This window comes from Streptomyces ambofaciens ATCC 23877 (genome assembly GCF_001267885.1).
Lineage (GTDB): Bacteria > Actinomycetota > Actinomycetes > Streptomycetales > Streptomycetaceae > Streptomyces > Streptomyces ambofaciens.
Map to the genome: position 1 here is coordinate 3,440,745 of NZ_CP012382.1, position 20,600 is coordinate 3,461,344.

Here is a 20,600-nt window from a genome sequence, read left to right on the forward strand (position 1 = left end):
GAACGGCCTCCACGCGCGCGTGGAGGCCGTTTTCCCGTCGAGCGGTGCCGGCTAGGGCTTGAGCACCAGTGTGTCGCTCGTGCTCTCGTCGACCGCCTTCTTCGAGAAGGCCCACGGCAGCAGCTCACCGTCGGCCCACTTGTCCGTCTGGTCGGTGTAGTGCGCGCTGTAGGCGTGCCCGGAGGCGCCGGTGAGGTTGATCCAGCGGGACTTGTCGAGGTCACCGAGGTTGACCACCATCCGCATGGACGGCACCCACACCACCCCGTAACCGCCGGCCGCGTTCCAGCCGGAGGCGTTGACCGCCGCCTCGCCGCCGCTGAGCTTCCACGGCCCGCGGTTGAGGGCGTACTTCACGAAGCCGGGGCCCTCGGTGCCCAGGGTCTGGTTCTTCAGGAACAGGCGGTGCAGCCGGCCCCAGTTCCAGGAGTCGATGTCCTTGCCGAGCTTGGCGGTCAGCTCCCAGCGGGCGTCCACCATGGCGCGCTTGAACAGGTCGTCGCGGTTGTGGTCGGCGCCCTTGCGGGTGCCGGAGGCGGGGGTCGTCCACCAGTCGCTCTTCGGCTTGTCCATCAGGTTGCGGACGACCTCGAACCAGCGGTCGCCGCCGTCGGGCTGCGCCTGGTCGGCGTCGCGCTGGCCGCACTCGCGGACCTTGTTGGTCTCGTCCGCGGGTCCGGTGGTGTTGACCGGGTCGACCCACAGGCACTGGCCCTCGACCCGCAGCTCCTTGGGCAGCTTGTTACCGAAGGCGAGCTTGAGGAGGTTGCGCCAGACCGCGTTGAAGTAGGCGGCGGCGGCCGAGTCGGCGTCCTGGGTGTAGTCCCAGCCCTCCAGCAGCTTCTGCGCCTCGCGGACGTCCTTGTCGCCGACGTCGATCTTCAGCAGCTGGGGCACGAGCAGCTTGGCCATCTCGCTGCTGTTGTCCAGCTGCATCTGGCGCATGTCGTCGGTGGAGATCTTGCCGCCGTCCTTGATCTTCTGCTCGATCAGGGAGGTGATCCGCTGGCTGCGGGTGCCGTAGCCCCAGTCCGCGGTCAGCGTGTACGGGTACTCGTCCTCGTCGACGGCGGCCTGGTTGGCGGTCACGATGTAGCCGCGGTCCGGGTCGTACTCGTAGGGCAGCTCGTCCTGGTCGATGTACTCGCCGGTCCACCGGTACTCGGAGTTCCAGCCCGGTGCCGGGACGGAGCCGTCGTGGCCCTCGGCGCGCACCGGGATCTTGCCGGGCAGCGTGTAACCGATGTGCTCACTGTCGGCGTAGACCAGGTTCTGCGAGGGGACGTCGAACAGCGTGGCGGCCTCGCGGAATTCGTCCCAGTTCTTCGCCCGGTCCATCGCGAAGACGGCGTCCATGGTGGTGCCCGCCTCCAGCGCGGTCCAGCGCAGCGCGACGCCGTACCCGTCACCGCGGTCGGGGGCGGAGGTGTCGACGGTGGCCTTCTTGCCGGTCTTCACCAGCTCGTCGTCGCGGTCGGAGAGCAGGGGGCCGTTGTTGGTCTCGCGGACGACGATCTTCTTGGACTCGCCGCCGGCGACCTTGATGGTCTCCTCGCGCGTCTCGAAGGGGACCACCTTGCCGTCGTACTGGTAGCCGGCGCCGGTGATCTTCTCCAGGTACAGGTCGGTGACGTCGACGCCGGAGTTGGTCAGGCCCCAGGCGACGTCCTGGTTGTGGCCGATGACCACGCCGGGCATGCCCGCGAAGGTGTAGCCGGCGACGTCGTACTGGCACTTCGCGGAGACGCTGCGGCAGTGCAGGCCCATCTGGTACCAGACGGAGGGCAGCGACGGCGACAGGTGCGGGTCGTTGGCCAGCAGCGGCTTGCCGGTGATGGTGTGCTCGCCGGAGACGACCCAGGAGTTGGAGCCGATGCCGTTGCCGTTCACACCGACGGCGGTGGGGACGTCGTCCAGGACGTTCTGGAGGCTGGCCAGTTGGCTCTCCAGGCCGGTGCCGGTGCCCGTGCCGGTGCCCGTGCCACTTCCGGTGCCGGTGCCCTGTCCGGTGCCCGTGCCGGTGCCCTCTCCGGTCCCGGTGCCGGAGCCAGTGCCGGTGCCGGAGCCAGTGCCGGTGCCGGTGCCCGTTCCGGAGCCGTCGCCGCCGGACCCGCCGCCGCCGTCGAACGTCTGGGTGACCTCGTCGTACTGGCCCTCCTGGACGATCGCCTTGTTCCGGTCGTACGGGTAGGCCGGGTACAGGTCGGCGATCTGCTGGGGGCCCAGCCGGCTGGTCATCAGGGCGCGGTCGACCTCGTCCTTCATGTTCCCGCGCAGGTCCCAGGCCATCGCCTTCAGCCAGGCCACCGAGTCGACCGGGGTCCACTCCTGGGGCTGGTAGTCGTTGGTGAAGCCGAGGGCCGCGTACTCCAGGGAGATGTCCGCGCCGTCCTTGCCCTTCAGGTAGGCGTTGACGCCCTTGGCGTACGCCTGGAGGTACTTCTTCGTGGAGGCCGACAGCTTCTCGTCGTACTCCTTCTGCGCCACCCGGTGCCAGCCCAGGGTGCGCAGGAACTCGTCGTTGTCGATCTGGCTCTTGCCGAACATCTCCGACAGGCGCCCCGCGGTCATGTGGCGGCGCACGTCCATCTCGTAGAACCGGTCCTGTGCCTGGACGTAGCCCTGCGCCATGAACAGGTCCTCGTCGGAGGAGGCGTAGACCTGCGGGATGCCGTAGCCGTCGCGCTTGACGTCGACCGGCCCCGACAGGCCCTCGAGCGTGAGCGAGCCCTTGGTCTGCGGGAAGGACGCGCGGACGGTGCTGATGGACCAGTACGCCCCGTAGGCGAGGCCGCCGATGATGGCCAGTACCAGCACGAGGACGAGCAGGCGCGCTTTGCGCCCCTTCTTCCTGCCGGACGTGCCGGGCTGCTGACCCGTGGAGGCGGTGTTGGTGGGGGGCATCGCTGTCCTTGCTGTCCTAACACGAGCGGCAGGGGCGGGCTGTGCTTTGTACTGAGCGCTGGAGCAACTGTAGGCGCAGGCCCCGCTTCCCCTTGACGCGGAGTCGGGTACCGGCGCGCACGGGCGTTCGATCTTGCCAAGGCGAGCGTCAAGAAAGCGTCAAGAGTTAGGTAAGGTAACGAAGTAGTTGTCCGCGGAGCACTGCGGCTTCGTGTGCCATGGGGGTGTGCTTCCCGCGCACCGCGCGGGCGCGCTCGTCCGCCGTGGTACGTGCTGTGAACCGTGCTGTGCGCCAGGGAAGGGAACGGCCGCTGACTGTCCACCACCTCAACCAGCTCCTGCTCCTGTGCTCACTGGTCCTGCTCATCGCCGTGGCGGCGGTCCGGATCTCCTCGCGCAGCGGGCTTCCCAGCCTGCTCGTCTACCTGGCCATCGGCGTCGCCATGGGCCAGGACGGCATCGGCGACATCAAGTTCGACGACGCCGAACTGGTCCAGGTCATCGGATACGCCGCCCTGGTCGTGATCCTGGCCGAAGGCGGCCTCGGCACGAAGTGGAAGGAGGCGAAACCGGCCCTGCCGGCCGCCTCCGCACTGGCCCTGGTCGGAGTCGCGATCAGTGTCGGCGTCACGGCGGCGGGCGCCCACTACCTGACCGGGCTGGAGTGGCGGCAGGCACTGATCGTCGGGGCGGTGGTGTCCTCGACGGACGCCGCGGCCGTCTTCTCGGTGCTGCGCAGGATCCCGCTGCCCGCACGCATAACGGGCACGCTGGAGGCCGAGTCGGGCTTCAACGACGCCCCGGTGGTCATCCTCGTGGTCGCCTTCTCCACGGCCGGCCCGATCGAGCACTGGTACGTGCTGCTGGGCGAGATCACCCTGGAGCTGGCCATCGGCGCGGCCATCGGTCTCGCGGTCGGCTGGCTCGGGTCGTGGGGGCTGCGGCACGTCGCGCTGCCCGCCTCCGGCCTCTACCCCATCGCCGTCATGTCGATCGCCGTCGCGGCCTATGCGGCGGGCGCGATGGCCCACGGCAGCGGCTTCCTGGCGGTCTACCTCGCCTCGATGGTCATGGGCAACGCCCGGCTGCCGCACTGGCCCGCCACCCGCGGGTTCGCCGACGGGCTCGGCTGGCTCGCGCAGATCGGCATGTTCGTGCTGCTCGGCCTGCTGGTCACTCCGCACGAACTGGGCGACGACATCCTTCCCGCCCTGGTCATCGGGCTGGTGCTGACGCTGGTGGCGCGACCGCTGAGCGTCGTGGCGTCCCTGCTGCCGTTCCGGGTGCCGTGGCGGGAGAAGGCGCTGATGTCCTGGGCAGGGCTGCGCGGCGCGGTGCCCATCATCCTGGCGACGATCCCCATGGTGGAGGGTGTCGACGGCAGCCGCCGGATCTTCAACATCGTCTTCGTGCTGGTCTGCGTCTACACCCTGGTCCAGGGGCCGACGCTGCCCTGGCTGGCCGGGAAGCTGGGCCTGGGCCAGGGCGACGAGGCCGCCGACCTCGGCATCGAGTCGGCACCGCTGGAGCGGCTGCGCGGGCACCTGCTGTCGCTGACCGTCCCCGAGGGGTCGAGGATGCACGGCGTCGAGGTCAGCGAGCTGCGGCTGCCGGCCGGGTCCGCCGTCACGCTGGTCGTCCGCGACGGCAAGTCGTTCGTGCCGCTGCCGACGACGGGGCTGCGGCGCGGGGACGAACTCCTCGTGGTCGCCACCGACCCGGTCCGGGACGCCGCCGAGGCGCGGCTGCGCGCGGTCGGCCAGGGCGGCAAGCTGGCCGGCTGGCTGCACTCCGGAGACACGGGCGGCAATCGCAGGTGAACGGGTGGGGGGTGCTCGCTTTCACAGGTCGCGCCCCCTGGCTCCCTGTACGATGAAGGCGGCACCTGATCGAACCAACTCTGCCTGACGCAGAGCTGGCGCGACCGTATGGCGGCCGGCACGCCCCCTCCCCAACGGGCTCCGGCATCTACCGCAGTCCGCGCAAGAGGACAGCTCTCGGCGCTCCCGCACGGTCACGACCATGGACGGGAACCGCGCTACCAGGCGGCAGAAAGGCACGGGCCGTGGCATCCACGGTCACCCCGTCGAAGAAGTCGCAGGAGAGGGACCCGCACGCTCCCGCCTCCGCCCGCCCCGGATACGGGCAGCTGCTGCGCACCCGCGGCGCCTGGACGTTCCTGCTCCCCGGCTTCGCGGCACGCCAGCCCTTCGCCATGCTGACGCTCTCCATCGTGCTGCTCGTGCAGCACACCTCCGGCTCCTACGGCGTCGCGGGCGCCGTGGCCGCCGTCACCGGTGTCTCCATGGCCCTGTTCGCCCCCTACAGCGGCCGGCTCGCCGACCGCTACGGGCAGCGCGCCGTGCTGCTCCCCGGCGTGCTCGTGCACACGGCGTCCGGTCTGACGCTGACCGTCCTCGCCCTCGCGGACGCGCCCCTGTGGGCGCTCTTCGCGGCGGCCGTACCCACCGGCGCCTCGGTGCCGCAGGTCGGGCCCATGGTGCGGGCCCGCTGGGCCGTGAAGCTCAAGGGCTCCCCCCTGATGAGCACGGCGGCCGCCTTCGAGTCCGTCACGGACGAGCTGACCTTCGTCCTGGGCCCGCTGGTGGCGACCGCCCTGTGCACGGCCGTGAACCCGGCCGCCGGCCTGGTCACGGAGGCCGCGCTCACCCTGGTGGGCGGTCTGCTGTTCGCCGCGCAGAAGAGCACCCAGCCGGTGGTCGGCCGCCCCGACGGCGACCACGCGCGCGTGGAGCACGTTCCGGCGCTGCGCATCCCCGGGGTACGGGTCCTGATCGTGGTCTTCCTGGGCATCGGTTCCGTCTTCGGCGGCATGCAGGTGTCGCTGGCCGCGTTCACCGAGTCCATCGGCGAGCCCGGGCTGAACGGCGTCCTGTACGGCGTCTTCGCCGCGGGCAACATGCTCTCCGGTCTGGCCTGCGGCGCCATCGCCTGGAGGACCGCCCCGCAGCAGCGCCTCCTGGTCGGGTACACCGCCCTGGCGCTGACCGCGTCCGGTCTGTGGGCCGCGCACTCGGTGCTCGTGCTGGCCGGCCTCGGCCTGCTCGTCGGCGTGTGCATCGCGCCCGCCCTGATCACCGGCTACACCCTGGTCGAGGGCCTGGTGCCGGCCGGCGCCCGCACCGAGGCCTTCACCTGGCTGACCGGCGCCGTGGCGCTCGGCCAGGCGGCGGCCGTGACCGTCTCCGGCCAGCTGGAGGACCGGCTGTGGGACGGCGCCGGGTTCCTGGTGCCGATGGCCGGCACGGTGCTCGCCCTGGCGACGCTGCTGACGCTGCGCTCGCGGCTGGCGACCCGGCCGCGCGAGCGTACGGTCACACGTGGCGTCGGTCACCGCGAGCCTGCCGTAGTGGACTGATCCCGAGGAATGCGTCACTATGGATCGTCGTTAGCACTCATCGAGTGAGAGTGCCAGGAGGAAGACAAGTGCCGACGTACCAGTACCAGTGCACCGAGTGCGGCGAGGGCCTCGAGGCGGTGCAGAAGTTCACCGACGACGCTCTGACCGAGTGCCCGAACTGCCAGGGTCGCCTGAAGAAGGTGTTCTCCGCGGTCGGCATCGTCTTCAAGGGCTCCGGTTTCTACCGCAACGACAGCCGCGGCAGCTCGTCCAGCAGCTCGCCGTCGTCGTCCTCGAAGCCGGCCTCCTCCTCGACGTCGTCCTCGTCCTCGTCGGACTCGGGTTCCTCGTCGGGCTCCGGTTCGTCCTCGAAGTCGGGTTCCTCGTCGGGCTCGGGCAGCTCCGCGGGTTCCACCGCCGCGTGAGGCTCCCTCTCCGCGAAAGCACCGCCGCGGCGTAGGAGGCACCCTCGCCGCGGGGGCCTTTCCACGGTTCCTCGTAGTCTCACGAGACCCTGTCGTCGGCCGACGACGGGGTCCTCGGCGTTTCAGGGGGCGGCTAGGGTGCGGGCATGGCGAACAAGGTGAATGCCGAGATCGGCGTGATCGGCGGCTCCGGTCTCTACTCGTTCCTCGACGACGTGACCGAGATCGAGGTGGACACCCCCTACGGGCCGCCCAGCGACTCCCTCTTCCTCGGCGAGGTCGCCGGCCGGCGGGTCGCCTTCCTGCCCCGGCACGGGCGCGGCCACCATCTGCCGCCCCACCGGATCAACTACCGGGCCAACCTGTGGGCACTCCGCTCGGTCGGCGTGCGCCAGGTCCTCGGCCCGTGCGCGGTCGGCGGTCTGCGCCCCGAGTACGGGCCGGGGACCCTGCTGGTGCCGGACCAGTTCGTCGACCGCACGAGGACCCGGCCCTCGACCTACTTCGACGGCCTGCCGCTGCCCGACGGCACGGTGCCCGGGGTCGTGCACGTCTCGCTGGCGGACCCGTACTGCGGCGCCGGCCGGGCCGCCGCGCTGAAGGCGGCACGGGGACGCGACTGGGAGCCCGTGGACGGCGGCACCCTGGTCGTGGTGGAGGGGCCGCGCTTCGGGACGCGTGCGGAGTCGCTGTGGCACCGGGCGCAGGGGTGGTCGGTGGTGGGCATGACCGGCCACCCGGAGGCGGCGCTCGCCCGTGAACTGGAGCTCTGCTACACCTCGCTGACCCTCGTCACCGACCTCGACGCCGGCGCGGAGAGCGGCGAAGGGGTCTCCCACGAGGAGGTCCTGCGGGTGTTCGCGGCGAACGTGGACCGGCTGCGGGACGTCCTCTTCGACACGGTGGCCGCACTCCCGGCGGCCGGTGAGCGGGACTGCCGGTGTGCGACGGCCCTCGGCGGCATGGACCCGGGGATCGTGCTGCCGTAGATCTGGGCGGGGCGGGTCCCGGAGAGCCTGGGCGGGGCCGGTCCCGGAGATCCTGGGCGGGGCGGGTCCCGGAGAGCCTGGGCGGAGCGGGCCCCGGAGAACCTGGGCGGGGCCGGTCCCGGAGAGCCTGGGCGGGGCGGGCCCCCGAGAGCCTGGACGGGGCGGGCCCCGGAGAACCTGGGCGGGGCAGGCCCCCGAGAGCCTGGGCGGAGGGGAGCGTCCCGTTCGGGTGAGGGTGTTTTCCACAACCGGGCGGTGGTCCACGGGCTCCGACGGGCGGCGGCGAAAAGGCCCATCGTGGGTCCGCAAGCCGTTCCCTCGTCACAGGTGGTGCTCCCCATGTCCCTGTCCCGTCCCGCCGATCACGCCGCGCCGGCCCTCGCCACCGACGCTCCGCCCACCTGCGAGGTGCCGCACTTCGCTCCCGTACGGGTGCGCGGTGGGCGGCAGCGGTTGCACCGGCTCGTCCGGCACCGGCGACGGACGGTGGCCGCCGGGCTCGCCGTCACCGCCGCCGCGCTGGTGGCGGCCGGCCCGCGCCCCGGCACCGGCACCGGTCCGCAGGACGCCCAGCGGGCGCGCGGGCATCCGGTGACCGGGCAGGTGCGCGAGCGGCACGGCGCGGAGCTGGTGACGGCGCCGCTGCGGATCGCCGACGCGGCCACCGTCCGACTGCTCAGGCCGGGCGACCGGGTCGACGTCGTCGCGGCCGGAGACGGCGGCGCGGGCGACGCCTCCGTGATCGCGCGCGGAGCGCGGGTGACGAAGCTGCCCGCACCCGAGGACGGGAGCGCGGCGAGCGGGGCGCTGGTCGTGGTCTCGGTACCGCGCGCCACCGCCCACCGGCTGGTCGGCGCGGGAGCCTCGGCGCGGCTGGCGGTGACGCTGTGCTGAGCGCCCTCGGCCTCCGCGCGCCGTCCGGTCGCTCGATCGAGGGGCCGGATTGGACAGGACGGCCCAACGCTGACGTAGGTTGCGGAGCGTTTTGTTCCACACCTGGTCCGCGACAGACCCGTTCGTGCGCGCCCCGTCCCCGCGCGCCCCGGTCGGGCGAGACCTGTTCATGCGAGGAGAGTCCCCGAGGTGAGCGAGAAGAACGAGCCGAGCGTCTGGCAGGGCTTCAAGGCCTTCCTGATGCGCGGGAACGTCATCGATCTGGCGGTGGCGGTGGTCATCGGCGCCGCCTTCACCAACATCGTCAACTCGGTGGTGAAGGGGGTCATCAACCCCCTGATCGGAGCGTTCGGCACCCAGAGCCTGGACAACTACAGCTCGTGCCTCAAGGGTCCCTGCACCGGTACCGGCGACAGTGCGACGGGCGTGCGGATCCTCTGGGGCTCGGTGCTGGGCGCCACCCTCACCTTCCTGATCACCGCGGCCGTCGTCTACTTCCTGATGGTCCTGCCCATGTCGAAGTACCTGGCGAAGATGGAGGCCCGCCGCAAGGCGAAGGAGAGCACGCAGGAGGTCATGGAGGTCTCCGAACTGGAGGTGCTCAAGGAGATCCGCGACGCGCTGGTCGCGCAGCGCGGGTCGGGTCACGACCGCCCGTAGCGCCGGCGCCGTCCGCGGCGGGAAGGGCCCGACCGCGGGCGGGTGCCCGCGCGGCTCACAGGTGGTGGGGCGGCTTCTCGTCGAGGAAGCGCTTCAGGTCGGCCGCGCTGCCGCTGCCTTCGGACCGCTCGCCCCAGCCGCGGTCGGTGTCGTCCGAGGTCTGCTGGTCCAGCGGGTCGTCGAAGACCAGCGCGGGGCGGGGCGCGCGGGGCTCGGGATCGGGGGTGCTGCTCATGTCTCCAGGGTACGGCCCGCCCGGCGGGCGGTGCTCCGCCTTCCCCGCTCCTCCCGGCGGACGGGGGCGCCCGCAAGCACATCCGCACCGTCTCTGCTGTGCTGGGGACCATGATGTCCAGTCCGACCCCCGCAAGCGCGCCCTCCGGGCCGCCCGAAGCTCCCGGCGTGCGCCCGCCCCTGAGCCGACTGACGGCCCGCGGCCGGCACGAGTCGCACCGCGCCGCCACACCGCTGGAGCTCTTCTTCGATCTGTGCTTCGTCGTCGCCGTCGCCCAGGCGGGCGCCCAGTTGGTGCACTCCGTCGCCGAGAGCCATGCCGGCGAAGGCGTCCTCAACTACGCCATGGTGTTCTTCGCCATCTGGTGGGCGTGGATGAACTTCACCTGGTTCGCCTCGGCGTACGACAACGACGACGTGCTCTACCGGATCGTCACCCTGGTGCAGATCGCCGGTGTGCTGGTGCTCGCGGCCGGGGTCTCCCGGGCCTTCGAGGACCACGACTGGACGGCCGTGGTGCTCGGTTACGTGATCATGCGGGTGGCCATGGCGGCGCAGTGGCTGCGGGCGGCCCGTTCCGCCGGGCCACCGGAGAACACGATGGCCCTGAGGTACGCCGGTGGCGTGCTGGTCTGCCAGCTCGGCTGGCTGGGGCTGCTGTTCCTGCCGGAGGGCGGACGGGGCTGGCTGTTCCTGGGCATGGTGGTGCTGGAGCTGTGCGTGCCGGTCTTCGCGGAGCGCAAGCACACCTCGTCCTGGCATCCGCACCACATCGCCGAGCGGTACGGGCTGTTCACGATCATCGTGCTCGGCGAGACCATCGCGGCGGCCACGGTCGCGGTGAAGTCCGGCATCGAGGAGAACGACGCGCTGGGCGAGCTGCTGCCGATCGCGGCGGGCGGACTGCTGATCGTCTTCGCCGCCTGGTGGATCTACTTCGTCGTGCCCGTCCACGGGTACCTGCGGTCCAGCAGGCAGTCGTTCCTGTGGGGCTACGGCCACTATCTGGTGTTCGCCTCCGCCGCGGCGATCGGTGCCGGTCTGGAGGTGGCGGTGGAGCAGTCGGTGGGCAAGGCGCACATCTCGCAGCTCGCGGCGTCCGCGGCGGTGACCCTGCCGACGGCGCTCTTCCTGCTCGCGGTGTGGGCCCTGCACGCACGGCACTTCAAGGTGGGTCTCGCCGAGCAGCTGGTGCTGCCGACGGCCGCGCTGCTGGTGATCTGCTGCACCTTCCTCGGCGACGTGGCGGTGCTCGTGGCCGGGATCGTCCTGGCGCTGGCCGTGGCGGTGGGGGTGGCGCTGACCGCGCGGCGGAGCGCGCACGGGCGGGAACCGGCGACGCCCGGAGCCTGATACCGGCCGGCACCGGCTCCGGTGTTCCTGCGGCCGTGCCCGTGCCGGTCCAGCGCTGTGCCCGTGCCGGTCCTGCGGCCGTGCCCGTGCCGGTCCGTGCCGGTGCCGGTCGGGCCATCTCCGCCCGCCTGTCCCTGCCCGCCTGTGCCCGTGCCTCGTCGAGACTGGCGGCATGACAGTTGACGCATTGACGGACGTCGCCGGCCTGTCGGTGGGGCATGCGACGCGGACCGGCGACGGGTGGCTCACGGGCACCACGGTGGTGCTCGCGCCGGAGGGCGGGGCGGTGGCCGGCGTGGACGTGCGCGGCGGCGGCCCCGGCACCAAGGAGACCGACGCGCTCGATCCGCGCAACCTGGTGCAGAGGGTGCAGGCGGTGGTGCTGACCGGGGGCAGCGCGTACGGGCTCGACGCCGCGTCGGGGGTGATGGCCTGGCTGGAGGAGCGCCGACGTGGGGTGCGCGTCGGCCCGGACCCCGCTCACGTCGTGCCGGTGGTCCCCGCGGCCTGCGTCTTCGACCTGGGACGCGGGGGCGACTTCCGGGCCAGGCCGGACGCGGCCACGGGACGGGCGGCGGTCGAGGCGGCCCACCGGAGCGCACCGGGCGCGGCGGTTGCCGAGGGATGCGTCGGCGCGGGCACGGGGGCCGTCGTCGGCACGCTGAAGGGCGGGGTCGGCACGGCGAGCACCGTGCTGGACTCGGGAATCACCGTGGCGGCGCTGGTGGTGGCCAACGCGGCGGGGTCGGTGACGGACCCGGAAACGGGGGTGCTGTACGGGGAGTTGTTCCGGGGTGGGCGCGTCAGGTATCCGGCGCCCGCCGTCCACGAGGCCGCCGGGCGGCGTCTCGCCGAGGTCGCGGCGAGGAACGCGCCGCCGCCGCTCAACACCACGCTCGCCGTGGTCGCCACCGACGCGGAGCTGTCCAAGGCGCAGGCGCAGAAGCTGGCCGGCACCTCTCACGACGGCATCGCCCGGGCGGTACGGCCGGTCCACCTGCTCAGCGACGGGGACACGGTGTTCGCCCTGGCGACCGGCGAGCGCCCTCTCGACGCGAGGGAGCCGCTCGCGCTGAACGAGGTGCTGGCGGCGGGCGCGGACGTGGTGACGCGCGCGATCGTGCGTGCCGTACGGGCCGCCGGTCCGGTGGACGGGCCGGGCGGTGCCTGGCCGTCCTACGAGGAGCTCTACGGGTCGGAGGAGTTCTACGGGGCGCCGTCCAGCACCGGTTGAGGGCTTCGGCGGACGACCGACCCGGGTGGTCGAGGCGGTTCGCGGGTGGTGGCCGCGCGGGTGCGCGGGGCATGCGGGCCGTGCGGGTGCGCGGGGCATGCGGGGCCGTGCGGGCCGTGCGGGCCGTGCGGGCCGTGCGGGTCGTGCGGGTCGTGCGGGTCGTGCGGGAGCTCTACTGGTGGTGTCGCGCGGTCAGTTGGCCGGAAGGGGCAGGCGATTGTCCCGGTTCTGTCACGCGTCGGTGCTTCGGGCGGGCGGCGGGAACCCCGACGGCCGCGGACCGCCTCTACAGGGCTGAAGCGGAACACCGCACAACACCTGAACCTGGAGCAGCCCGTGACAACGCCGGACATAGCATCGCGGCGCGTACTGGGGGCCGTCGCCGCCCTGGTCGTCGGCGCCCTCGCCCTCACCGCCTGCGGCGGAAGCGCCAGCGCCGAGGACGAGAAGGGCGGCAAGGGCGGCGCGGAGTCCGCGAAGACCTCGGTCGCGGACGTCGTGATCTCGGCGAAGGACGGCTCGACCGGCGCCTCGATCAACGCGACCGGCGTGAAGGTCAGCGACGGCCGGCTGACCGACGTGCGGATGACGGTGGCGGAGACGGGCGCGGCCGTGCCGGGCGCGGTGTCGGCCGACGGCGGCAGCTGGAAGCCGAAGGAGCAGCTGGAACGGGGCACGAAGTACCGGATCACGGCGCGGGCCGAGGACGCCAACGGCCGTACGGCCGCCGCCGACTCGGTCTTCACCACCGTCTCCCCGGCCAACAGCTTCATCGGCTCGTACACCCCGGACGGCGGCACGACGGTGGGCGTGGGGATGCCGGTGTCGTTCACCTTCGACAAGGCGATCAGCGACCGGAAGAGCGTGCAGTCGCACATCACGGTCACCTCCAGCAGCGGCCAGGAGGTGGTCGGGCACTGGTTCGGCGCCCAGCGGCTCGACTTCCGGCCCGAGGAGTACTGGAAGGCCGGCTCCAAGGTCACCATGAAGATCGACCTCGACGGTGTCGAGGGTGCGAACGGCGTCCACGGCGTGCAGAGGAAGACCGTCACCTTCACGGTGGGCCGCGCGCAGGTCTCCACGGTGGACGCGGACACGCAGACCATGACGGTCGTGCGCGACGGCAAGACCCTCAGGTCGGTCCCGATCTCGGCGGGCAGTGCCGAGACCCCGACGTACAACGGGCAGATGGTGATCTCGGAGAAGTCCGAGCAGACGCACATGGACGGGTCGACGGTCGGGTTCGGCGGGGAGTACGACATCCCGGACGTGCCGCACGCGATGCGGCTGAGCCAGTCCGGCACCTTCGTCCACGGCAACTACTGGTACGACCGGGGCAACCCGCCTTTCGGCGCCCGGGGCACCAGCCACGGCTGCGTCGGGCTGCGGGACGCCCAGGGCGGGCAGGCCGCCACCGACGGCAAGTGGTTCTACGACAACTCGCTCATCGGGGACGTCGTGACCGTCAAGAACTCCCCGGACGGCGCGATCGCGCCGGACAACGGCCTCAACGGCTGGAACATGGCCTGGAGCGAGTGGGTCGCCGGCAGCGCCGTCTGACCGGCCGTCCGGCCTTCTGAGCAGCGTATTTTGAGTGACCGTCGGGTCGCGCGGGAACATTTCGCGCGGCCCGCGCGTTTTTCGTGCGTACGTTTTCTCGGTTCCCGGACATGATGTCCGACCGAGGGGCTACGGTATGCACCCACAAGGTGACATGCAGCAACGCCGGGAGAAACCTTGAGCGTTCCGTACGAGACGGCAGCGTACGAACCACCCGAGTCGGCCGAGTCTCCGGAGGAGCACCTCATGCGACTGCTGGGTCGCACCCTCAACTCGTTCGAGCTGCCCGACGAGACGATACGGCAGCTGGACTGCGCGCTGGCGCACGACGGTTCGCTGCACTCCGCGCACCACAGCGCGGGCCTGCACCGCGAGACGTACCGCCACACCTGGCTGCTCGCCGACGGCTCCGCGCTCACCCTCTGGGAGATCGTGCACAACACCGCCCCGGGCAGCGAACCGCAGCACGAGGTGTACGTGGACGAGGAGGAGCTGCGCGCCGCCACCGCCCGGCTGGCTCTGCCGCCGGACGCACCCGACTTCGAACTGCCGGTGCAGGTGCAGCTGTCCCCGGCCCCCGCCCCGCGCCACGCCTACGTCCCCGACGCCTCGGCGGACCACGCCCGCAGGCTGCTGCGCCGGGCGGAGAACCCGGACCGGCCCGGCGCCGACCACGCCGCCCGGCTGGCGACGGCGTCCGGACACCGGATCACCCAGGCCTTCGGCGGCCCCGGCCGCGCGGGGCGCGCCCGCATCGGCTTCTCGCTCTACGAGCACGCCTTCCTGCTGCGTGACGGCGCCGAGGTCTCCCTCTGGGAGGTCGAGCACACGGCCACGCCCGACGGACGGCACATGTGCGAGGTGTACGAGAGCGAGGACGCCGCCCGGCGGGCGATGGAGCTGCGCGCGGCGCAGGTCTCCTGAGGCCTCCCCTTACGCGGCCACCGGCTGCCTCGTGCCGGGCGCCGAGGCGGACGGGTCCGCGTCGCCGGGCCCCTGGGATGCCGCTCCGGGCGCCGGCTTGCGCAGGCCCTTGAGGACGATCACCAGGGCCGTGGTGACGCAGACGCCCGCCGCGAGCGCGACCAGGTAGAGCAGCGGATTCCCGATCAGCGGGACCACGAAGACGCCGCCGTGCGGGGCGCGCAGCGTGGCGCCGAATCCCATCGACAGGGCGCCGGTGACCGCGCCGCCCGCCATGGACGCCGGGATGACCCGCAGCGGATCGGCCGCGGCGAACGGGATGGCGCCCTCGGAGATGAAGGAGGCGCCCAGCACCCAGGCGGCCTTGCCGTTCTCGCGTTCGGCGGCGTTGAAGAGCCTGGAGCGGACGGTCGTGGCCAGGGCCATCGCCAGCGGCGGGACCATGCCCGCCGCCATGACCGCGGCCATGATCTTCATCGCCGAGTCGCTCGGGTCCGACACGGCGATGCCGGCGGTGGCGAAGGCGTAGGCGACCTTGTTGACCGGGCCGCCCAGGTCGAAGCACATCATGAGGCCGAGCAGGGCGCCGAGCAGTACGGCGTTGGCGCCGGACAGGTCGCTCAGCCAGTCGGTCATCGCCTTCTGCGCGGACGCGATGGGCTTGCCGATGACGACGAACATCAGGAAGCCGACGACCGCCGAGGAGATCAGCGGGATCACCACCACCGGCATGATGCCGCGCAGGGCCACCGGGATGCGTATCCGCTGGATCGCCATCACCACGGCACCGGAGATCAGGCCGGCCGCCAGGCCGCCGAGAAAACCGGCGTTGATGGTCAGCGCGATCGAGCCGCCGACGAATCCGGGCACCAGGCCGGGCCGGTCGGCCATGCCGTAGGCGATGTAGCCGGCCAGCACCGGGACGAGGAAGGCGAAGGCCACGCCGCCGATCTGGAACAGCAGCGCCGCCCAGCTGTCCGCCTGCGTCCACACGAAGTGGTCCATCACCGACGGCGCCTTGTTGATCTCGTAGCCGCCGATCGCGAAGCCGAGGGCGATGAGCAGTCCGCCGGCCGCGACGAAGGGGACCATGTAACTGACGCCGCTCATCAGCCACTTGCGCAGTTTGGTGCCGTACCCCTCGCCGGCCTCGCCGCCGCGCTCGACGGGCGCCGCGGGGGCGGAACCCGCGGGCCCGACCTCGCCGCGGGCCGCCTTGCCGCGGACCTCGCCGATCAGTTCGCCGGGCCGGTTGACGGCCGCCTTCACGCCGGTGTCGACGGTGGGCTTCCCGGCGAAGCGGTCCTTCTCGCGCACGGGCACGTCATGGGCGAAGATCACGCCGTCCGCCGCCGCGATCACCGCCGGGTCGAGCCGGCTGAAGCCGGCCGATCCCTGGGTCTCGACGACGACCTCGACGCCCGCCGCACGGCCCGCGTTCTCCAGCGCCTCGGCGGCCATGTAGGTGTGCGCGATACCGGTGGGGCAGGAGGTGACGGCGACGATGCGGAAGGGGCGCCCGGGTCCGGCCGGTTCGCCCGCGTCCGACTGCCGACGGGTCCCCTCCGCGGCGTCGGTACCGTCCGCGGTGCCGGTGTCGCTTGTGCCGCCAGTGCCGTTCGTGGCGCCGGTGCCGCCCACGCCGCCGGTGCTGTCCGTGGCGGGCTCGGCGGAGGCCGCCGCCGAGCCCGCCACGGGGTCCTCGTCACCCGCGGATGCGCCCGCGGTACGGAGCTCGCCCTCGGGGCCGGCCGGGGCCTCGCCCCGGATCAGCGCCACGGCGGCTCCCGCGTCGTCCGCCGACCGCAGCGCGGTGGTGAACTCGGCGTTCATGAGCTGCCGGGCCAGCGACGAGAGGATCGTCAGGTGGGCGTCGTCGGCACCCGCCGGCGCGGCGATCAGGAAGATCAGGTCGGCCGGGCCGTCCGCCGCCCCGAAGTCGATGCCGTCCGCACTGCGCCCGAAGGCGAGCGTCGGCTCGGTGACGTGCTCGCTGCGGCAGTGCGGGATGCCGATGCCGCCGTCGAGGCCGGTCGGCATCTGCGCCTCGCGGGCGGCCACGTCGGCCAGGAAGCCCTCCAGGTCGGTCACCCGGCCCAGGGCCGCCATCCGCCCGGCGAGGGCACGTGCGGCGGCTTCCTTGGTGTCGGCGGACAGGTCGAGGTCGACCAGATCCGCGGTGATCATGTCGCTCATCGCGGGCTCCTTAGCTCGCGTATCGCCCGGGTCGTGAGGTGGTGGGCGAGGACGGGGAGGGGGACGGGGGTACTGCGGTGGGGACGAGGGCCCTGGGCACGGCGGCCGGGGACTCCGGGGACGGACACCCGGGGAACGGCCCCACCCGGGACGGCCCGGCCGGGGACGGACGCGCCAGGGACGGACGCGCCAGGGCCAGGCATCCCAAGGACGGACACCCGGGGAACGGCCCCGCCCGGGACGGACACGGCAAGGCCACACCCGCCCGGGCCATACGCCCCAGGGCCGGAGACCCCAGGGCCGTACGCCCCAGGGCCGGAGACCCCAGGCACGGGCACACGCGGGACCGTCATGACGCCGGCTCCCGCAGTGCGCGGTCCACCGGCACCTCGGCCGTGACCGTCACCGCGCCCGGGTCCAGGTCGGCCGGCGTCGGCATCACGCTGCCGGGGAGCTGGACGGCGGCCGCGCCGTGCGCGACGGCGGAGGCGAGGGCGTCCGGCCCCGCACCGCCGGCGACGAGGAAACCCGCGAGCGAGGAGTCACCGGCGCCGACGTTGCTGCGTACGGCCGCCACGCGGGCGCTGCCGAACCAGGCGCCCGCGTCGTCCACGAGCAGCTGTCCGTCGGCGCCCAGGCTGGCGAGCACGGACCGTGCGCCCCGCTCCCGCAACTCCTCCGCGGCCTTCAGGGCGTCGCCGACGGTCGCCAGGGGACGCCCGACGGCCCCCGCGAGCTCCTCGGCGTTCGGCTTGACCACGTCGGGCCCTTCGCGCAGCGCGTGCAGCAGGGCGGGACCGGAGGTGTCCAGGGCGATGCGGACACCGGCGGCGTGCGCCCGGGCGACCAGGGCCGCGTACCAGGAGGGGGCCAGTCCGCGGGGCAGGCTGCCGCAGCACGCGATCCAGTCGGCGCCGCGGGACTGCCGCCGCACGGTCTCCAGCAGCAGTTCCCGCTCGGCCTGCGACAGTTCGGGTCCTGGCGCGTTGATCTTCGTCAGTACGCCGTCGGCCTCGGCGAGCGCGATGTTGGACCGGGTGGCGCCGGCGATCGCCACCGGCGCGACCTCGATGCCCTGGGCGTCGAGCAGGTCGGCCACGAGCGCGCCCGGGGCGCCGCCGAGCGGGAGCACCGCCACGGTGCGCCGGCCCGCCGCCGTCACCGCGCGCGAGACGTTGACGCCCTTGCCGCCCGGGTCGACGCGCTCGCCCGTGGCGCGGACGACCTCGCCGCGGTCCAGGGAGGGCACCTCGTAGGTGCGGTCGAGGGAGGGGTTGGGGGTGACGGTGAGAATCATGCGCGTACTACTTCCGTGCCGGCGCGCTCGATGGCGGTGGCGTCGTCGGGGCTCAGCCCGCCGTCGGTGATCAGCAGGTCCACGTCGCTCAGGGCACCGAAGCGGGCGAAGTGCTCCTGGCCGTGCTTGGAGGAGTCGGCGAGCAGCACCACCCGCCGGGCGGCCGCGACGGCGGCCCGTTTCACCGCGGCCTCGGCGAGGTCGGGCGTGGTCAGGCCGTGCTCGGCGGAGAAGCCGTTGGCGGCCACCAGGACCAGGTCGGCGCGGATCTCGCCGTACGCGCGCAGTGCCCAGGCGTCCACGGCGGCGCGCGTACGGTGCCGCACGCGCCCGCCGACCAGGTGGAGCTGGATGCCGGGGTGGTCGGCGAGGCGGGCCGCGATGGGCAGGCTGTGGGTGACGACGGTCAGCGAGGACTCCGGCGGGATCGCCGCGGCCAGCAGGGCCACCGTCGAACCGGCGTCGAGGATCATCGTGCCGTCGGCCGGCAGTTCCGCCAGGGCCGCCTTGGCGATGCGGTCCTTCTCGTCGGCCGCCGTGGACTCGCGCTCGGCGAGGTCGGGCTCGAAGTCGAGCCGGCCGGCGGGGATCGCGCCACCGTGCACCCGGCGGAGCAGGCCGGCGCGGTCCAGAGCCTTCAGGTCACGGCGGATGGTCTCCGCCGTCACCTGGAACTCCTCGGCCAGCGACACCACGTCCACCCGGCCGCCGTCCCGGGCGAGCCGGAGGATCTCCTGCTGCCGCTCCGGTGCGTACATGAACCGTTCGCCTCCGCACTGTGCCCGAACCTGTGGTTTCACCGGAGGCTACGCCCGGTTTTCGGGATTGTAAACAGCCAAACGGAAGCAGCCAAACCTAATCGGGCATGAACGGGCATGAGGGCTCGGCTGCGGAAGAAGGGAGCGGGTGGGGGCGCGGCGCAAGGGTGAGGGGGCGGGTAGGCACCGAAGTGCCGGACCCGCCCCCTCACCCCCGGAGCGCGGCGGTCAGACCAGCGTGGGCTCCTTCCGCTCCCCCACTCGCGCCGGGTCCTCGTCCGCCGCCCCTTCCACGTGCTGGGCCGGCCGCTTGGGCAGCGCGAACATCAGCAGGAAGATCACGGCCATCACCGCGGCCACCCAGCCCAGCGCGTTCTCGAAGGCGTCCGCGTAGGCCGGGCCGATGCGGGCCGGGGCCAGGTGGTCGCTCATCGTGCCGAAGAAGACCACCGACACCAGGCCGAGTCCCAGCGCGTTGCCCATCTGCTGCACGGTGTTGATGAGCCCGGACGCGGCCCCGGCGTGCTCACGCGGCACCTGGGACAGCACCGCGTCCGTCAGCGGGGCGACGATCAGGCCCATGCCGACGCCCATGACGACGAGCGGCAGCGCCATCTGCCAGGACGTGATGCCGAGGCCGTAGCGCTCGGACTCCCCGATGTAGAGCAGGACCCCGGCCGCCATCACCAGCGCGCCCGCCTGGAGCACCTTGCGTCCGAAGCGCGGCACCAGCTTCTGCACCGACACCCCGGCCGCCACGGAGACGGCGAGGGAGAACGGCACGCCCGTCAGCCCGGACCGCAGCGGGCTCCAGCCGAGCCCCACCTGCATGTACAGCGTCCACACCAGGAAGAAGATGCCGAGCGCGACCCCGAACACGGTCTGCACGGCGATGCCGGCCGCGAAGCTCTTCACCTTGAACAGCGACAGTTCGACCAGCGGCGAGCCGTCCCGCGCGCTCTTGCGGCGCTCGTACGCCACCAGCAGCGCGAGGACCACGACCGCGCCGCCCATCGAGAGGTGTCCCCACAGCGGCCAGCCCAGCTCACGGCCCCGGGTGAGCGGGTAGACCAGCATCAGCAGGCCCAGGGTGACCAGGGCGACCCCGACCAGGTCCAGCCGGAGGGCGCGCGGCGCCTTGGACTCGGTGATGAAGCGGCTGCCGAGGACGAGTCCGGCGACGCCGACCGGCAGGTTGATGAGGAAGATGGGCCGCCACTCGAGCCCGAAGAGGTTCCACTCGGTGAGCAGGGCGCCCAGCAGCGGGCCGGACACGGCACCCAGTCCGACGATCGCGCCGAACAGGCCGAACACCTTGCCGCGTTCGTGCGCCGGGAAGGTGGCGTGCACGATCGACAGCACCTGCGGCACCATCAGCGCCGCCATGGCTCCTTGGAGGATGCGGGAGGCGACCAGCATCTCCGGGTTCACGGCGAGGCCGCACAGCGCGGACGCCACGGTGAAGCCACCGATGCCTATGAGGAACACCCGCTTGCGGCCGTGGATGTCGCCGAGCCGCCCGCCGGTGATCAGGCCGGCGGCGAACGCGAGGGCGTAACCGGCGGTGATCCACTGGATCTGGCTGAAGGTGGCGCCCTCGTCCTGCTGGATCGACGGGATCGCGATGTTGACGATGGTGACGTCGACCAGGTCCATGAAGGCGGCGGTCATCACGATCGCGAGGGCGAGCCAACGACGGCGGTCACCGGCGGCCTGCCGGGCTGGGGAGGGGTCCGGGGTGTGCGAGAAGGTCATGGACCGAAGCTATGCCGCCTATAGGACAGGTCTCGTCCTAGATGTGCGGCATCCTC

16 protein-coding genes are annotated in these 20,600 nt (G+C 72.6%); 10 read left to right on the plus strand and 6 right to left on the minus strand.

Going from position 1 to position 20,600, the window contains the following annotated elements; genetic code table 11:
- Positions 1-51 precede the first annotated feature (51 nt).
- Positions 52-2,904 carry a penicillin acylase family protein gene (locus tag SAM23877_RS15235; RefSeq protein ID WP_053132584.1) on the minus strand — a complete coding sequence of 951 codons (2,853 nt, stop codon included), beginning with the start codon at positions 2,902-2,904 and terminating at the stop codon, positions 52-54.
- 218 nt (positions 2,905-3,122) lie between these two features.
- Between SAM23877_RS15235 and SAM23877_RS15240 the strand changes: the two genes are divergently transcribed.
- The 6 genes from SAM23877_RS15240 to mscL all read left to right on the plus strand — a co-directional run bounded on the left by SAM23877_RS15240 (position 3,123) and on the right by mscL (position 9,233).
- Entirely contained in the window at positions 3,123-4,724 is a 1,602-nt protein-coding gene (locus tag SAM23877_RS15240) for a potassium/proton antiporter (protein ID WP_425314758.1), read from the plus strand.
- 245 nt (positions 4,725-4,969) lie between these two features.
- Entirely contained in the window at positions 4,970-6,283 is a 1,314-nt protein-coding gene (locus SAM23877_RS15245) for an MFS transporter (RefSeq protein WP_174532221.1), read from the plus strand.
- 68 nt (positions 6,284-6,351) lie between these two features.
- Entirely contained in the window at positions 6,352-6,690 is a 339-nt protein-coding gene (locus SAM23877_RS37410) for an FmdB family zinc ribbon protein (RefSeq protein WP_079030221.1), read from the plus strand.
- A 146-nt stretch (positions 6,691-6,836) separates the two neighbouring features.
- On the plus strand, positions 6,837-7,679 hold the full coding sequence (locus SAM23877_RS15250; protein ID WP_053132590.1) for an S-methyl-5'-thioadenosine phosphorylase: 843 nt from the start codon (positions 6,837-6,839) through the stop codon (positions 7,677-7,679).
- Positions 7,680-8,018: 339 nt separating this feature from the next.
- The gene (locus tag SAM23877_RS15255) at positions 8,019-8,573 is read left to right on the plus strand and encodes a hypothetical protein (protein WP_244902942.1); all 555 of its coding nucleotides are present in this window, start codon (positions 8,019-8,021) and stop codon (positions 8,571-8,573) included.
- Positions 8,574-8,762: 189 nt separating this feature from the next.
- Positions 8,763-9,233, plus strand: a complete 471-nt coding sequence (mscL, locus tag SAM23877_RS15260) for a large conductance mechanosensitive channel protein MscL (protein WP_053132593.1) — start codon at positions 8,763-8,765, stop codon at positions 9,231-9,233.
- Between the two features lie 55 nt (positions 9,234-9,288).
- On the opposite strand, the gene SAM23877_RS15265 is transcribed toward mscL, so the two are convergent.
- On the minus strand, positions 9,289-9,468 hold the full coding sequence (locus SAM23877_RS15265; protein WP_053132597.1) for a hypothetical protein: 180 nt from the start codon (positions 9,466-9,468) through the stop codon (positions 9,289-9,291).
- A 113-nt stretch (positions 9,469-9,581) separates the two neighbouring features.
- Here SAM23877_RS15265 and SAM23877_RS15270 point away from each other — a divergent pair, with 113 nt between their 5' ends.
- The 4 genes from SAM23877_RS15270 to SAM23877_RS15285 all read left to right on the plus strand — a co-directional run bounded on the left by SAM23877_RS15270 (position 9,582) and on the right by SAM23877_RS15285 (position 14,538).
- On the plus strand, positions 9,582-10,820 hold the full coding sequence (locus SAM23877_RS15270; protein ID WP_053132600.1) for a low temperature requirement protein A: 1,239 nt from the start codon (positions 9,582-9,584) through the stop codon (positions 10,818-10,820).
- Positions 10,821-10,992: 172 nt separating this feature from the next.
- Positions 10,993-12,054: a P1 family peptidase gene (locus SAM23877_RS15275; protein ID WP_053132603.1), complete on the plus strand. Its 1,062-nt coding sequence runs from the start codon at positions 10,993-10,995 to the stop codon at positions 12,052-12,054.
- 336 nt (positions 12,055-12,390) lie between these two features.
- Positions 12,391-13,614: a L,D-transpeptidase gene (locus SAM23877_RS15280; protein ID WP_053132605.1), complete on the plus strand. Its 1,224-nt coding sequence runs from the start codon at positions 12,391-12,393 to the stop codon at positions 13,612-13,614.
- 177 nt (positions 13,615-13,791) lie between these two features.
- Positions 13,792-14,538: a DUF6227 family protein gene (locus tag SAM23877_RS15285; RefSeq protein WP_053132618.1), complete on the plus strand. Its 747-nt coding sequence runs from the start codon at positions 13,792-13,794 to the stop codon at positions 14,536-14,538.
- Positions 14,539-14,547: 9 nt separating this feature from the next.
- Here the strand turns inward: SAM23877_RS15285 and SAM23877_RS15290 are convergent, their stop codons facing one another.
- The 4 genes from SAM23877_RS15290 to SAM23877_RS15305 form a co-directional block, all read right to left on the minus strand.
- On the minus strand, positions 14,548-16,734 hold the full coding sequence (locus SAM23877_RS15290; RefSeq protein ID WP_053132623.1) for a PTS fructose transporter subunit IIABC: 2,187 nt from the start codon (positions 16,732-16,734) through the stop codon (positions 14,548-14,550).
- Between the two features lie 349 nt (positions 16,735-17,083).
- Positions 17,084-18,031 (minus strand): 1-phosphofructokinase, encoded by a 948-nt coding sequence (gene pfkB, locus SAM23877_RS15295; RefSeq protein WP_053132630.1) that lies wholly within the window; start codon positions 18,029-18,031, stop codon positions 17,084-17,086.
- Positions 18,028-18,789: a DeoR/GlpR family DNA-binding transcription regulator gene (locus tag SAM23877_RS15300; protein WP_053132635.1), complete on the minus strand. Its 762-nt coding sequence runs from the start codon at positions 18,787-18,789 to the stop codon at positions 18,028-18,030. The genes pfkB and SAM23877_RS15300 overlap by 4 nt, the downstream gene beginning before the upstream one ends.
- Before the next feature lie 228 nt (positions 18,790-19,017).
- Positions 19,018-20,544 carry an MFS transporter gene (locus tag SAM23877_RS15305; protein ID WP_053132637.1) on the minus strand — a complete coding sequence of 509 codons (1,527 nt, stop codon included), beginning with the start codon at positions 20,542-20,544 and terminating at the stop codon, positions 19,018-19,020.
- Positions 20,545-20,600: the final 56 nt, after the last annotated feature.

What these genes read in the sequence shown, in the direction of transcription:
- SAM23877_RS15255 (WP_244902942.1), top strand. Translation starts at nt 8,019, where the DNA reads ATGTCCCTGTCCCGTCCCGCCGATCACGCCGCGCCGGCCCTCGCCACC.
- SAM23877_RS15265 (WP_053132597.1), bottom strand. Translation starts at nt 9,468, where the DNA reads ATGAGCAGCACCCCCGATCCCGAGCCCCGCGCGCCCCGCCCCGCGCTG.
- pfkB (WP_053132630.1), bottom strand. Translation starts at nt 18,031, where the DNA reads ATGATTCTCACCGTCACCCCCAACCCCTCCCTCGACCGCACCTACGAG.
- SAM23877_RS15235 (WP_053132584.1), bottom strand. Translation starts at nt 2,904, where the DNA reads ATGCCCCCCACCAACACCGCCTCCACGGGTCAGCAGCCCGGCACGTCC.
- SAM23877_RS15275 (WP_053132603.1), top strand. Translation starts at nt 10,993, where the DNA reads ATGACAGTTGACGCATTGACGGACGTCGCCGGCCTGTCGGTGGGGCAT.
- SAM23877_RS15250 (WP_053132590.1), top strand. Translation starts at nt 6,837, where the DNA reads ATGGCGAACAAGGTGAATGCCGAGATCGGCGTGATCGGCGGCTCCGGT.
- SAM23877_RS15270 (WP_053132600.1), top strand. Translation starts at nt 9,582, where the DNA reads ATGTCCAGTCCGACCCCCGCAAGCGCGCCCTCCGGGCCGCCCGAAGCT.
- SAM23877_RS15300 (WP_053132635.1), bottom strand. Translation starts at nt 18,789, where the DNA reads ATGTACGCACCGGAGCGGCAGCAGGAGATCCTCCGGCTCGCCCGGGAC.
- SAM23877_RS15240 (WP_425314758.1), top strand. Translation starts at nt 3,123, where the DNA reads ATGGGGGTGTGCTTCCCGCGCACCGCGCGGGCGCGCTCGTCCGCCGTG.
- SAM23877_RS15290 (WP_053132623.1), bottom strand. Translation starts at nt 16,734, where the DNA reads ATGAGCGACATGATCACCGCGGATCTGGTCGACCTCGACCTGTCCGCC.
- SAM23877_RS15305 (WP_053132637.1), bottom strand. Translation starts at nt 20,544, where the DNA reads ATGACCTTCTCGCACACCCCGGACCCCTCCCCAGCCCGGCAGGCCGCC.